Consider the following 12,963-nt stretch of genomic DNA (forward strand, 5'->3'; position numbering starts at 1 on the left):
ACGTGGACGAGCTGCGCTCCGGGGCCCGCATCGCCATCGGCGAGGAGAAGGAGGATCCGCTGGACTTCGCGCTCTGGAAGGCCGCCAAGCCCGGCGAACCGTTCTGGGAAAGCCCGTGGGGCAAGGGACGTCCCGGCTGGCATCTCGAATGCTCCGCCATGAGCGAAAAAACGCTGGATCTGCCGCTCGACATTCACGGCGGCGGTCAGGATCTTATTTTCCCGCATCATGAAAACGAAATTGCGCAGAGCGAAGCTTCCACGGGCAAGGAGCTTGCGCGTTTTTGGGTTCACAACGGCTTTGTGCAGATCAATTCCGAGAAGATGTCGAAATCGTTGAACAACTTCAAGACGATTCGCGATATTCTGGAACATCGCCAGCCCGAGACGCTGCGCTTTTTCCTGCTGGGCAAGCATTATCGCAGCCCCATCGACTTCAGCTTCGAGGGGCTGGACGACGCCGAGCGAGCGCTCAAGCGCGTGTATGAATGCCTGCGCGACGCCCGCGCCTGGATGCAGCGCGAATCGTGGAAGAAGGGCGAGACGCCCGCTTCCGTGCAGGATGAGTTCGACATGCTGAAGAAGGGCTTTTTCGACGCCATGGACGACGATCTGAACACGGCCGGAGCTCTCGGCCACGTGTTCGGCATGATTCGTCTGATGAACCGCATTCTCGAAGACAAGGGCCTGCGCAACAAGGAAGGCATTCGGGATCTTCTGGGCAGCTTCATTGAGCTTGCCGGCGTGTGGTCCGATGTGCTCGGCGTGTTCGGCGCGGAGCCGACGGCGTTTCTGGAGGAGCTGCGCAATACCCGCGCGGAACGCCTCGGCATTGACGTGAACAAGGTTGTGGAACTGCTGGCGGAACGCGCCGAAGCCCGCGCCGCCAAGGATTTTGCCAGATCCGACGCCACCCGTGACGCGCTTGCGGCCATGGGCGTCGAAGTGCGCGATACGCCCTCGGGCGCGGTGTGGGATATCGCCTGACAGGCCGGAAGGCCGGGAAAACAGGAATGCGACTCCGTTCCGTGATAGCCGCAGTTTGCATGGTCGGCGTGCTTTTTGCGCCGATGCGGGCGGATGCGGCGCTTTTTGGAGACTTCACGCTTCAGGATGAAATGAAGATGGGCCGGGAATTCGAGGTGCTGGTCAAATCGACCATGCCCATCATTGAAGACCCGGTGGTGCATGACTACGTGCAGAGCGTTGTTGACCGCATAGTCAAAACGCTGCCTCCGCAGCCGTACAAGTTTCCGACCAATGTCGTGCTGCACAATTCGCTGAACGCTTTTGCCGCTCCCGGCGGTTATGTGTTCGTGTTTTCCGGGCTCATCATGCACCTGAGGCACGAATCCGAACTTGCCGGGGTGCTTTCCCACGAAATAGCCCACGTCACGCAGCGCCACATTGCCGGACGCATGGAGCGGGGAAGGGTGATTTCCCTGACCTCGCTTCTCGGCGTGGTGGCGGGCGTGGCGGCCGGTCTTGCCGGCGGCGGAAGCGCGGGCGGCGCGGCCATGATGGGAAGCATGGCTGCGGGCGGTGCGGCCATGCTGAACTACAGCCGTCTGGACGAAGACGACGCCGACCGTTTCGGCATTAAATATCTGGTGGACGCCGGATACAATCCGAAGGGTCTCGGCGGAGCCTTTGAAGTGCTGAAGTCGCAGGACTGGGGCGGCGGTTCCGCAGTGCCCACGTATCTTTCCACGCATCCCGATCTGAATCTGCGTCTTGCCAGACTGCGGGCCGATCTGCAAAGCATGCCCGCCTCTCTCAAGAACCGCAGGGAAGACGACGCCAGGTTCCGCCGCGTGCAGGCGCTGCTCTGGGCCCGGCACGGCGACGCGGCCCATGCGGAGCAGATTTTTGCCAAGGGCGGGGACAAGGATCCCGTCAGTCTGATGGGCAAGGGCATGCTTGCGGCAAGGCAGAACCGCGTGAAGGATGCGGAAGGCTTTTTCAATGCGGCGCTTGCGCTTGCGCCGAACGACGCGCTCATTCTGCGCGAAGCCGGCATTTTTGAGTACACCAAGGGCGGGGACATAAGCCGCGCCCGGAAATATCTGGAAAAGGCGCTTCGGCTGTATCCCGGTGATTTTTACGGGCTTTTTTTCTATGCCCGGATTCTCGACGACAGCGGCGACAGAGCGGGAGCGCAGCAGCGTTACCGCGACGTGCTGCGTCATGTGCCGGAGGACAGCGAAGTGCATACCTATTACGGTCGTTCTCTCGGCGCGGTCGGCAAGTTGAGCGAGGGATATCTGCATCTCGCGTATGCCTCGCTGTACGGCAACGATCAGCGTAAGGCCGACAACTGGCTGGAAAAGGCCAAATCGACGGCCCGCACGCCGGAAGAAAAGAAGGCCGTCAAGGATTATGAGAGCAAGGCCGCGGAACGCGCCAAAATCATGAAAGAAGCCCGATAGGGCAGGAGATTGCGATGGAACTGAGAGGAACGACCATTCTGGCTGTACGCAATGAGCACGGCGTGGCCATCGGAGGCGACGGACAGGTGACCATGGGGCAGAGCATGGTCATGAAGCACACGGCCAGAAAGGTGCGTCGTCTGTACCGCGGACAGGTGGTGGCGGGCTTTGCCGGAGCCACGGCCGACGCGTTCACGCTGTTCGAGCGTTTTGAAGCCAAGCTGGAGGAATCGGGCGGCAATCTTCTGCGCGCCGCCGTGGAGATGGCCAAAGACTGGCGTCAGGACAAGTTTCTCCGCAAGCTGGAAGCGCTGCTTCTGGTGGCCGACGCCGACAGAACGCTTATTCTTACGGGCACGGGCGACGTCATCGAGCCCGACGACGGCGTTGCGGCCATCGGCTCCGGCGGACCGTACGCGCTTTCCGCGGCGCGGGCGCTGTTGCGTCACACGTCCATGACGCCTTCGGAAATCGTGAAGGAATCCATGGCCATCGCGGCGGACATCTGCGTGTTCACCAATACGCACCTGACCATGGAAACCATTGAAAAATAATCGGCGATTTGTCTGAACAGAACGGGCGGCGGCATGGTTGTGCCGTCGCCTTCGTCGTTTAAACGCCGAAGAGCGTTCGGCGGCGGGAGGCGAAACCATGGCAGGCGGTACGCGCGGAATGTCTGCGCTGAAACTCGCGCTCGCCGGTGGAACAGAAAGGGCGGAGGCTTCCGGGAGGGATGAGGCTGCGCCGGGAGACGGGAAACGGTGTGCGGAGCCTGCGTTGCTTTGGCAGGGAAGGCACGAAAGGCACGCGCAGGGCGGAGCGTATGCAACGCGGGAACAGGGGGCGCCCTGGCGAAGGCGTGCGGTCGAAAAAAAAGCCCCGTTTCCGAGGCTTTTCAGCGTGGCGGTCATTCAGAACGATTTTTTGCAAGCAGACGGGCAAGTTCGTCCACGTCCTTTGCCAGCCAGCGGGCTCCGGCTTCGGTCAGCTCAGCTTTGGTGCCGAATCCGTAGAGCACGCCGAGCGCCGGAATGCCGTGGGCTGCCGCGCCGAGAACGTCGAATTTTCTGTCGCCGATCATCAGGCAGTGTTCAACATCGGCCATGCCCAGCTTCTTCATGGCGTAGGCGATGACCAGCTTTTTTTCCACGCGGGTTTCCGTCACGTCGCCGCCGGCAATGAAGGTGAAGGCGTCGGCCATGCCGAAGCGTTCCAGAATGCGCACGGCAAAGACTTCCGGCTTGGAGGTGGCCAGCACGAGCCTGCGTCCTTCGTCGCGCCAGAGGTGCAGCAGACGGCTGACGCCGGGATAGGGAATGTTTTCGTACATGCCCTTGTCGGCGTAGTATTCCTGAAAATAAGCGATGGCCTTGTCGGCTCCTCTGCGATCAAAGCCGTAGAAGCGCATGAAGGAATCGTAGAGCGGCGGCCCGATGAAGGGATAGAGCTTTTTCGGATCGTCTTCGTGAATGCCGAAGCGCTCCAGAGCGTACATGACGCCGCGAGTGATGCCTTCCGAGGGATCGGTGAGCGTGCCGTCGAGGTCGAGAAAAAGGCAGGTCGCGTCGCCGGGGGAATGAAGAGTAGTGTTCATGGAAAGGCTGATAGCAGAAGCGCGGCGGAAAGAAAAGCCGTTGACCGGCTGCGGGCGCGGCTGAGGAGGGCGTTGCGGTCGGCGCTGAGGAAGGGAAGAGGCCAAGTGGCAGGTGAAACTGACGGCGACTGGAGTCCGTGGCGTCTCTGAGGAAAGGCGCGCGGGTGTACGCTGCCGCAGGGAAGAGGCTCTGACCTGTTCGGAAAGAGCCATGCGGAATGACGGTGTGTTCCGTGATGTGGAGAAGGCTCGTGGCCGAAGATGCCGCGGAGCGGACGGCCGGACGTCGGCAGCTAGGACGCCAGCCAGGCCACCAGCGACCAGCAGCAGAACCAGGAGACGATCTGCAGGATAAGCGGATTGATGGAGCGTCCCATCATGGCCAGCTGAATGTTGACGGCAAACGTGATGACCCGGGCGATACCGGTAAAGACCAGAAAGCCTATGCAGGCCAGCAGGCCGAATTTCAGGCCCATGGCAAAGGCCAGCGCCAGCGTGATGATGCCCATCTGGCAGGAGGGCAGAAGCTGGCTGCCGTTGGACTGCATGAACACCACGCGCTGATGAAAGCCGCTGTGCGGCTGTTCGCTGCGGGCATCGTCCACGATCTCGGCATCCACGATTTCACGGGTGCGGATGATGGGCTGGCCGCAGTTGGGGCAGGATTTGCTGTCGTCGGGAATGTTGGCGTGGCAGTTGGGGCAGTTCATGAAAAGAACCCTCGTCTGGATGAAGTGTTGAACACCATGCTGTTAACTCTAATCATCCTGCGAGCGTTGGCAAGGGAAAAGAGCCGGGGCAACTGTTACAAAGTGTTGAACGGCGCGGGAACCGAGGGGGATGCGCCTCGATTCCGCGGCGGATGACGGGAGAGGGAGGCCGTGACGCTTCGGAGCCTTGTCTGTGGAGGGCCGGAGTAAAAATCTGGGCATGAAAAAAGGAGAATGCCCTGTGGGGGAATTCTCCTTGCCGCCTCTGCAAAAAGCGTTGTTCAAAGAATGCCGGTGAGATCGGTTTCGCCGCGGGCGGTCATGCGCACCGGGCCGCCCACCCAGACGTCCCATCCGTCGGGGCGGTGTTCCAGACGCACGGAAAGCATGCAGCCGGAAGGCTGAACGATGCGGCAGCGCAGCGTGCCGTGCAGAGCGTGAAACGTGAGCGCCGAGGCCAGCGTGCCGGAGCCGCAGGCGCTTTCACGGCAGAGAGAGCCGGTGGCGCGCACCCAGACCACCGGAAAGAGCTCGGCTTCCTGCTCCTCAAAGAGATTCTGTTCGCATTTCAGCCAGAGATGGCCCACGGCGTCTTCGTCGGCCACATGGCATATCTTGCGCTGACGCTCGCAGAAGGCCGGGAGTTCTTCGGGAGAAGGCATGGGCCCCGTCTGGATGATGTGGGCGATGCCCGGCACGCGGATGAGCGTTGCGTCGTCCATCCGTTCGGGTTCGGGGAGCGAAGGCAGGTGCAGGCAGGCTTCGGCAAAGGGAAGGGCGTTTTCCGGGAACGATACGCGCACGGACACTTCGTCCGGCACGCCGGACACTTCCACGTTGCCGAACATGCCGTCTTCGTCGTGGGCAAGAAGTCCTTTTTCCGCAAGAAGCACGGCAAAGGAGCGCGTGGCGTTGAGGCAGAATTCTCCGCCCATCATGTCCAGTCTCGGCGTTCCTTCAAAGCGGACGTAGCCCACCTGTTCCGCGCCGAGATGCTGTCCGCTCATGACCGCATTGGCCACCGCGGCCCGTTTTTCAGGCGGAACGTCTTCGGATCGCAGAAGAATGGTGGGATTGCCGCCCGGGGTGATTTTCCAGAACGCATGCATGGTGTGTATCCTTCTTTTCCGCTGAAGAGAATCGTCTCAGGGCGTCCGGTTCGCCTGAGGCCGGTTCCGGGCGTCTTTGCGGCGCTTCTGCCGGCATTCCGGTCGGAAAGGCGCTCTCTTCGCAAACGTGTTTGAAAAAAGGCCGCCATGCACAACGCGCACGGCGGCCTGAATGTTCACCCGGGAAAATTATCGGCAAAGTTTCGAGCGTTGTTTTCACGCTCGGTTCTGGTCGATGATTCCGCTCCCAGATCGTTTTGCAGAACGATCTGTTCCGGCACCTCTCCCGGGACGTTGCTGGGGATCAGTGGTGGCATCCGCCGCCACAGGTGCCGGTACCGCAGCTGGAGCAGCCGCAGCCTCCGCCCATGTTGGGCAGGGGAATCTCGGGCGTGACAAGGAAGCCCATGGGACTGGCGTCGACTTTGGCTCCGCCGATCGTGGCCCACAGTTCCTTCGTGGCACAGAAGGTGTAGCCGTCCTGCTCGGTGACGAAATCCCGTTCGTTGGGTTCGTCGAGAGCCAGGCCGATGCGGGGGCCGCTGCATCCGCCGGGGGCGAGATACAGACGAATGGCAGATTTTTCCTTGTCAGCGAAGAAGGCGTCAAGTTCGGTGCGAGCGCTTTCGGTGAGAGTAAACACTGGGATGCTCCGTTGGGTAAGGGTGGTTTATATGGGGAGCCATGCTCCCCGAAACCTCGAAGCGGACGGTTATCAGTGACTGCCGCAGGAGCTGCCGCAGGATCCGCAGCTGCTCCCGCCCTGAAGCGGAATTTCAGGTTCGACGATGAAGCCCATGTAGCTTACGTCGATTTTTACGCCGCCGATGCGTTCAAGCAGCGATTTTTCCAGACAGAACGTGAACCCGTTGACTTCAAAGGCCTTGTCATTGTCGGTAGGCTCATCCAGAGCCAGGGCGAGACGGGGGCCGCTTCAGCCGCCGGGGGCCAGGTAAACGCGGATGCCGGCCTTGGGCTTGTCGGCGAAGAACGCCTCAAGTTCCTGACGGGCACCATCGGAAAGATTGATCATAGAACTCTCCAGAAAAGTGGTTTTGGGTAAAAATAGGAACGGTTCTTGACTTTGTCAATGGACGAAAAACGCATTTCCGCGATTTTGTTCCGCACTCGGCAGCGCAGAACAATCCTCCGTCTGCACGGACGCGTCAGGCAAGCGCGGCGCGCAGGCGGGCGAATCCTTCGTCCAGATCGGCCTTCAGATCTTCCACGTCTTCCAGACCCACGGCGTAGCGCACAAGCGTGCAGTTGTCCTCGTTCCACACGGGGGCGATGCGGTTGAGCGCCGTGCGCTGGGGATGGCAGTGTTCCACCAGACTGTCGTAGCCGCCCCAGCTTGCGCCTATGCTGAACATCCTGTACCCGTCGAGCATGGCGGCCACGGCCTTGCGGTCCATTTTCGGCAGTGCCACGGAAAAGAGCGAGCCGCCGCCCGTGAAGTCGCGGGCCCACAGCGCGTGTCCGGGATCGTCTTCCAGCGGCGGATAGAGCACCTGCAAAACTTCCGGGCGCTTCTGCAGCCAGCGAGCCAGTTCCAGCGCCTGCGAAAACTGGGTTTCCATGCGCACCTTCATGGTGCGCAGTCCGCGCAGGGCCATGTAGCAGTCGTCGGGGGAGGCGATTTCGCCCATCTGCACGCAGAAGGCGCGCATGCGCCGGTACAGTTCTTCCGTTCGGGCCGTGATGACGCCCATCACCAGGTCGGAATGTCCGGCAATGAACTTGGTGGCCGCCTCCACGCAGATGTCCACCCCGACGCAGAGCGGCTTGAAATAGAGCGGTCCGGCCCAGGTGTTGTCCATGATGACCACCGCGCCGTGAGCGTGCGCGGCTTCCACGATGGCGGGAATGTCCTGCATTTCAAAGGTGAGCGAGCCCGGCGATTCCGTATAGACGACGCGGGTGTTCGCCTTGATGAGCACGTCGATGCCCGAGCCTGCGCGCGGATCGTAAAACGTGGTTTCCACGCCGTAGCGGCGCAGGATGGTGTCGCAGAACATGCGCTGCGGTCCATAGACGCTGTCGGGCATGAGCACGTGATCACCCGCGCCCACGAAGGCCAGAAGCGACTGCGTGCAGGCGGCAAGCCCGGAACTCGTCACCATGGAGCCTGCGCCCTGTTCCAGTCTGTTGACGGCGTCGCACAGGGCAAAGGCGTTCTCCGTGCCCAGTGCGCCGTAGCAGACGTTGCGGAACTTGGCGTCTCCCGCTTCGTTGGCGTCGAATTCCTCCAGCGTGGGCGACACGATGGTGGAAGCCCGGTGTACCGGCATGTTCACGGGACCGCCCACGCGAAGGGGCGCGCGCCCGGCATGCACGAGTATGGTGGAGTCCTTCATATTACTTGGCCTCGGCGGGAGGAGTGATGAGCGGCATGGCCTTGCCTGCGGCGGGTGCCTGCGCGGCTCCGGCGTCCTTCTGCGCCGGAGGCATGACGAGGGGCATGCCGGTTCCCGTGGTGGGCATGGAGGCGCGGTCTCCGGCGCCGCGCATGCCTTCCATCATTTTGCTCATGTCGGGCATGACGGCGGATCCGCCGTGGCCTGAGGAAAAGGACTGCCATTCCTCAAGGCTGATGCCGCCGTTATGATCGGCGTCGATGATGTCGAAGGCGTTGCGGCTGAGATTGGGGCGGGCGGCGGAAAGTTCTTCCCAGGTCAGTTTTCCGTCGTGATCGGCGTCCATCTGGCGGAAGCGTTCCGCAGGATCGGAAACGCGGGCGGCCGCGCCGTCTCCGGCGCCGGGCATGGCGAAGGCGGGGGTGACGGCGCAGGAAACAGCAAGCAGGAGGGCGGCGGCCCCGGAAGAGACAATATTCATAGGATACCTCTGCAAATCGTTGGAGAAAAAGGCCGAAACAGGCGAAGCTGCCGGGCTCGTGCGCGAAAAAGGCGTCACTGGCGGGCGCGGCGCAGGCGTTCGGGGTGTCGGCGGACGCGGCGGAAACGTTCCGCCTGTTGCGGCGGCGTTTTTGAGTGGCGACAGCATGACACGAGCGGAGGGCAAGCGCAAGTGCGTTTCGCACGGGCGGCTGCCTTGCCATTCCTGCGGTTATGTTACAATATCGGCCCCGGAGGGCTTATGATACGTCCGTTTTGCGACGACGATACGGAAGACGTGGTGCGTCTTTGGCTGGAAGCTTCCATAGAGGCGCACGACTTTATTCCGCGCGCGTACTGGGAGGCTGCGGCCGAAGACATGCGCACGCTTTATCTTCCCATGAGCGACGAGATCGTGCTGCATGTCGATGACGCCACGGGCAGCATCGACGCCTTTCTGGCCTTTGCGGATACGTTTCTGGCCGCGCTTTTTGTTGCGCCGTCCGCGCAGGGAAAGGGGCTCGGCAGCCGCATGTTCCGCATTGCGTCCCGCATGCATCCGGGGTTCACGCTCTGCGTGTACCGGGACAATGCAAGGGCCGTGTCCTTTTACCGCAGGCGCGGGCTTGTGACGCTTGAGGAGCGTGTGGAGGAGAGAACCGGATGCGTGGAGCTTGTCATGGGGCCCTCCGAACAGCAGGCGTGAAGCGCGTTTTCGCTTTTCGAGCTTCGGGCGGCGGAACCCTGGCCGCTTGGGGCCGACACAGGAACATCTCAGGAAATCATTCAGGTTTTTATTATGGAATATAAGTTGGAAGTCGAAGACGGCGGACTGCGTCGCCTTTCGTTCACCTGCCCGGCCGGCGAAGTGCTGTCGGCGTGGAAGAAGGCGGCGCAGCCTTTTGCCGCGAGCTTCCGCATGGCCGGATTCAGACCCGGCAAGGCTCCGCTGGAAGTGGTGGAGAAGCGTTTTTATCAGCAGATATCCGACGCGGCCACGGACGCGCTGGTTGAAGCGGCCGTGGATGACGCGCTGCGCCGCGAGGCACTGGTGCCCGCGGCCGGTCTGGTGTACGAGGGCGGCAACGCCGTGCGCGGACGCGAGTTTTGTTTCCGCATGGAATGCTGCGTGCTGGAGAACGGGGATGTGCCGGATCTTTCGTCCATTCATATAAAGGAAGAGGAGCCCCGGGCCGATCCCGTGCAGGAATCGCTGTTTGTGCGGGAGGTTCTCGGTCGCGCGGCGGAGAAGACGTCCGTGACGGAGGGGCGTCCGCAGGACGGCGACGTCGTGGAAGTCGAGGTGACGGGAAAGATGGACGGCGAAGCGGTGCCCGGCATGCATACGGGAACCTGCCGCATGCGTCTCATGCCGACGAGACCGGGAGAGAAGACGCCGGATCTCGATCCCATCGTGCGCGGACTGAGCGTCGGGGAAACGGGTTCCGGCTCCACGCCGTGCCCGGACAATTATCCTGATCCGTCCATGCGCGGCAGGGACATTGAGCTTGTCGTGACGCTGCGCGGCATTGAGCGGGAAACGCTGCCGCCTTTGACGGACGATCTCGCCCGGTCTTTGGGCTTTCGCGACGCCCGGGCGCTCACGGCGTCCGCCCATGCGCGGGCGCTGGAGATGGACAGGCTGCACAAATTTTCGGAAGGCAGGCGCGCGCTTCAGGCCCGACTGGAGAGCTGGGAGGGCTTCGACGCGCCGGAAGCGCTGGTGCAGCAGTGCCGTCGCGAGGCGATGCGGCGCTCCCGGCAGTATCTGCAGCGGAAGTTCGAGTCTCCGGAGAAGCTGAAGGAAACGCTGGAGGTCATGAAGGAAGAGGCGGAGCGTCAGGCGCGCGGAAAGGCGCGGGCCCGGGCGCTGCTGCTTCTCTGGGCGGAGCGCGAAGGCGTGAAAATGGCCGGCGATGAGTTTGAAAGAGTGCTTGCCGCGCGTGCGGCCAGGAAGAACATGGACGTGGCCGGATACCGCCGCAGTCTTGTCCGTACCGGGGAACTGTTTGAGCTGCGCGCCGCCATGCTGGAGGAGCGCGCGCTGAACGAACTGATGAAAAAGGTGTTTCGTCCTTAGAGCCAGAAGGAGCTTTTCATGGAATACAACGTAGAGAAAACTTCTCCCACGTCGGTGAAACTTTCGGTGACCTGCAGCGCCGACGAGGTGAAAAAGGCCTTTGACCGCGCGGCGAAGGCCATAGGCAAGGGCATGAATCTTCCGGGCTTCCGCGTGGGCAAGATTCCGGTGAACGTGCTCAAGAGTCGTTTTGCCTCCCGCGTGGCCGCCGACGCCACGGAGATTCTGGCCGACGACACCATGATGGACATTCTTAAAAAAGAGGGCATTCGTCCGCTTTGTCCTTCGCAGTATCACGGCCAGCCGGCGAAGGACGGGGAAAGCTTTTCGTACTCTTCGTCGTTCGACATTCTGCCCGAGGTGGATCTGCCGGATCTTGAGAAGCTTTCCGTGCTGGTGCCCGATCCCGCGCCTTCGGAAGACGCGCTGAACGCCATGCTGGATCAGGCGCTGCGCCGCGTGGCCACGTATGTGGACATTACCGACCGCAAGCCGCAGGATCATGACCTTTTGACCGTGGACGTGGTCGGCAGCGTGGACGGCAAGGCCCTGCCGGGCATGACGGCGAGCAATTTCCGCATGCAGCTTCTGCCCGTGCAGCCCGGCGGCAAGGTGCCGGAGATGGATCCCATCGTGCGGGCCCTGAACGTGGGCGAGGAAGGTCACGGCGTGATGACGTGCCCGGAAAACTATCCTGATCCCGTGATGCGCGGACGTGAAGTGCAGCTCGACGTGGTGCTTCGCCGCATTCAGAAGGAAGTTCTGCCCCCGCTCACCGACGAGACGGCGCAGAAGCTCGGCTTCAAGACCTTCGACGAGCTGAAGCAGGAAGTGTGGCAGCAGACCTTTGCCGCGCACATGCGTCAGATTCAGCGCGAGGGCAAGCGGCAGCTCATGGAAGAGCAGCTGAACGGACGCGATTTCCCGCTGCCGGAAAGTCTGGTCATGCGCTTTTTCCGCGAGCATCAGCGCGACGTGGAACATTATCTGAGAAAGCAGCACGCCGACGACGAGACCATTCGGGATACGCTTGCCCATCTGCGCGAGGAATCTCTGGCCTTTGCGCGCAAGAAGGCCAAGGGACACACGTTTCTTCTGGCTCTTGCCGAACGCGAAGGCATCCGCGTGACCGGCAAGGAAGCGGAAGAGGCCGTGCGCTCCATGACCAAGGGCACGGGGCAGAATTATGAAGATCTGCGCAAGACCATCTGGGAAACCGGCGTCGTCACGGCCATGCAGGAGCGCATGATTGCCGATCGCGCGCTGGACAGACTCTACGGCGCGGCCCGCAAGGTCATGGCCGAATCGCCGGTGCTCAAGCCGTTTTCCGAAGTCAAAAAGGAAAATGCCTGACGCGTTTGAATGACGAAATAAAAAAGCTGTCGGAGAAGTTCCGGCAGCTTTTTTGTGGATGCGTGTCCGGCGCGGAAGCGCGGGGCGCTGTTTTGAAGCGTTAGTTCAGCTGACGTATGGTTTTGGCGAGCGCGAGAATGGTGTGGGCGTAGATGTCCATGGCGTTGTAGGAACGCAGCACTCTGGTCTGCTGCGCCACGCTCATGCCTTTTTTCCAGCCGTTTCTTTGCAGATAGTTGCTCAGGCTCGCCACGGCGTCCTCCGCGGTGAACAGGTTGATCACGCCGTCGCCGTTGCCGTCCAGAGCGTAGCGGGAAATGTTGCTGGGCATGAACTGGCACAGGCCTATGGCTCCGTAGATCGAGCCCTTGATCTTGAGAGGATCCAGATTGTTGGCGTAGCAGTAGGCGAGCAGGGCCTTGAGTTCACGGTAGGCCCAGTCCGCCTTGACTTCCATCTTCTCCCGTATCCACGGCAGATGCTGCTCGGAACCCGGAAGCTTGGCCAGATATTCGGGAATCTCGGAAGGATCTCTGGTCACGGACATGCTTGCCAGCATGTAGAATGCGTTGTGCTTGCCGAGGTAGCCGCCGAGGCGCGTTTCCACAAAGAGCAGAGCCGCAGCCACTTCCGAAGGCACGCCGGAATTGAGCTCGGCCCGGGCAAAGGCGACGGCGTGCTTGTCCATGAATTCCCGGCAGGCTCTGGCGTTGGCCGTGGTCACCACGCCCTTGAACCAGGGGCCGGGAATGCCGAGCTTGGTTTCAAAGGACTTGCGCGGCTTGGCCTTGGGCTTGGGGAAAAACTTGTTGGAGTAGAGCTCCTTGACCTTGACGCCCATGGGCACGGAGG

14 protein-coding genes are annotated in these 12,963 nt (G+C 61.7%); 6 read left to right on the forward strand and 8 right to left on the reverse strand.

What is annotated here, in order from left to right:
- The 3 genes from ACZM96_RS06540 to hslV all read left to right on the forward strand — a co-directional run.
- Positions 1 to 986 (forward strand): DALR domain-containing protein (locus ACZM96_RS06540; RefSeq protein ID WP_489488056.1); only part of this gene is annotated, 986 nt, incomplete at its 5' end.
- A 41-nt stretch (positions 987 to 1,027) separates the two neighbouring features.
- A complete protein-coding gene (locus ACZM96_RS06545) occupies positions 1,028 to 2,428 on the forward strand; it encodes a M48 family metalloprotease (RefSeq protein ID WP_489488057.1) in 1,401 nt (466 codons plus the stop codon).
- Positions 2,429 to 2,442: 14 nt separating this feature from the next.
- On the forward strand, positions 2,443 to 2,982 hold the full coding sequence (gene hslV, locus ACZM96_RS06550) for an ATP-dependent protease subunit HslV (RefSeq protein WP_346666461.1): 540 nt from the start codon (positions 2,443 to 2,445) through the stop codon (positions 2,980 to 2,982).
- A gap of 353 nt (positions 2,983 to 3,335) precedes the next feature.
- On the opposite strand, the gene ACZM96_RS06555 is transcribed toward hslV, so the two are convergent.
- The 7 genes from ACZM96_RS06555 to ACZM96_RS06585 all read right to left on the reverse strand — a co-directional run bounded on the left by ACZM96_RS06555 (position 3,336) and on the right by ACZM96_RS06585 (position 8,679).
- The gene (locus tag ACZM96_RS06555) at positions 3,336 to 4,022 is read right to left on the reverse strand and encodes an HAD hydrolase-like protein (RefSeq protein WP_489488059.1); all 687 of its coding nucleotides are present in this window, start codon (positions 4,020 to 4,022) and stop codon (positions 3,336 to 3,338) included.
- Positions 4,023 to 4,315: 293 nt separating this feature from the next.
- Positions 4,316 to 4,732, reverse strand: coding sequence for a zinc-ribbon domain-containing protein (locus tag ACZM96_RS06560; RefSeq protein ID WP_489488060.1), 417 nt, complete (start codon positions 4,730 to 4,732; stop codon positions 4,316 to 4,318).
- A gap of 281 nt (positions 4,733 to 5,013) precedes the next feature.
- Positions 5,014 to 5,841, reverse strand: a complete 828-nt coding sequence (locus ACZM96_RS06565; RefSeq protein WP_489488061.1) for a histidine racemase CntK family protein — start codon at positions 5,839 to 5,841, stop codon at positions 5,014 to 5,016.
- A gap of 304 nt (positions 5,842 to 6,145) precedes the next feature.
- Entirely contained in the window at positions 6,146 to 6,484 is a 339-nt protein-coding gene (locus ACZM96_RS06570) for an IscA/HesB family protein (RefSeq protein WP_346666465.1), read from the reverse strand.
- Between the two features lie 72 nt (positions 6,485 to 6,556).
- On the reverse strand, positions 6,557 to 6,874 hold the full coding sequence (locus ACZM96_RS06575) for an IscA/HesB family protein (RefSeq protein WP_346666466.1): 318 nt from the start codon (positions 6,872 to 6,874) through the stop codon (positions 6,557 to 6,559).
- 133 nt (positions 6,875 to 7,007) lie between these two features.
- Positions 7,008 to 8,198, reverse strand: coding sequence for a cystathionine beta-lyase (gene metC, locus ACZM96_RS06580; RefSeq protein WP_489488062.1), 1,191 nt, complete (start codon positions 8,196 to 8,198; stop codon positions 7,008 to 7,010).
- Between the two features lies 1 nt (position 8,199).
- The gene (locus tag ACZM96_RS06585; protein ID WP_489488063.1) at positions 8,200 to 8,679 is read right to left on the reverse strand and encodes an EF-hand domain-containing protein; all 480 of its coding nucleotides are present in this window, start codon (positions 8,677 to 8,679) and stop codon (positions 8,200 to 8,202) included.
- Between the two features lie 261 nt (positions 8,680 to 8,940).
- On the opposite strand from ACZM96_RS06585, the gene ACZM96_RS06590 reads away from it, so the two are divergent.
- The 3 genes from ACZM96_RS06590 to tig all read left to right on the forward strand — a co-directional run bounded on the left by ACZM96_RS06590 (position 8,941) and on the right by tig (position 12,111).
- Positions 8,941 to 9,384: a GNAT family N-acetyltransferase gene (locus tag ACZM96_RS06590; protein WP_489488064.1), complete on the forward strand. Its 444-nt coding sequence runs from the start codon at positions 8,941 to 8,943 to the stop codon at positions 9,382 to 9,384.
- Positions 9,385 to 9,477: 93 nt separating this feature from the next.
- Complete coding sequence (locus ACZM96_RS06595) at positions 9,478 to 10,758, forward strand: trigger factor (RefSeq protein ID WP_489488065.1); 1,281 nt, start codon at positions 9,478 to 9,480, stop codon at positions 10,756 to 10,758.
- 18 nt (positions 10,759 to 10,776) lie between these two features.
- Positions 10,777 to 12,111, forward strand: coding sequence for a trigger factor (tig, locus tag ACZM96_RS06600; RefSeq protein WP_489488066.1), 1,335 nt, complete (start codon positions 10,777 to 10,779; stop codon positions 12,109 to 12,111).
- Positions 12,112 to 12,211: 100 nt separating this feature from the next.
- Here tig and ACZM96_RS06605 read toward each other — a convergent pair.
- Positions 12,212 to 12,963 (reverse strand): lytic murein transglycosylase (locus ACZM96_RS06605; RefSeq protein ID WP_489488067.1); only part of this gene is annotated, 752 nt, incomplete at its 5' end.

This window comes from Mailhella sp. (genome assembly GCF_057866825.1).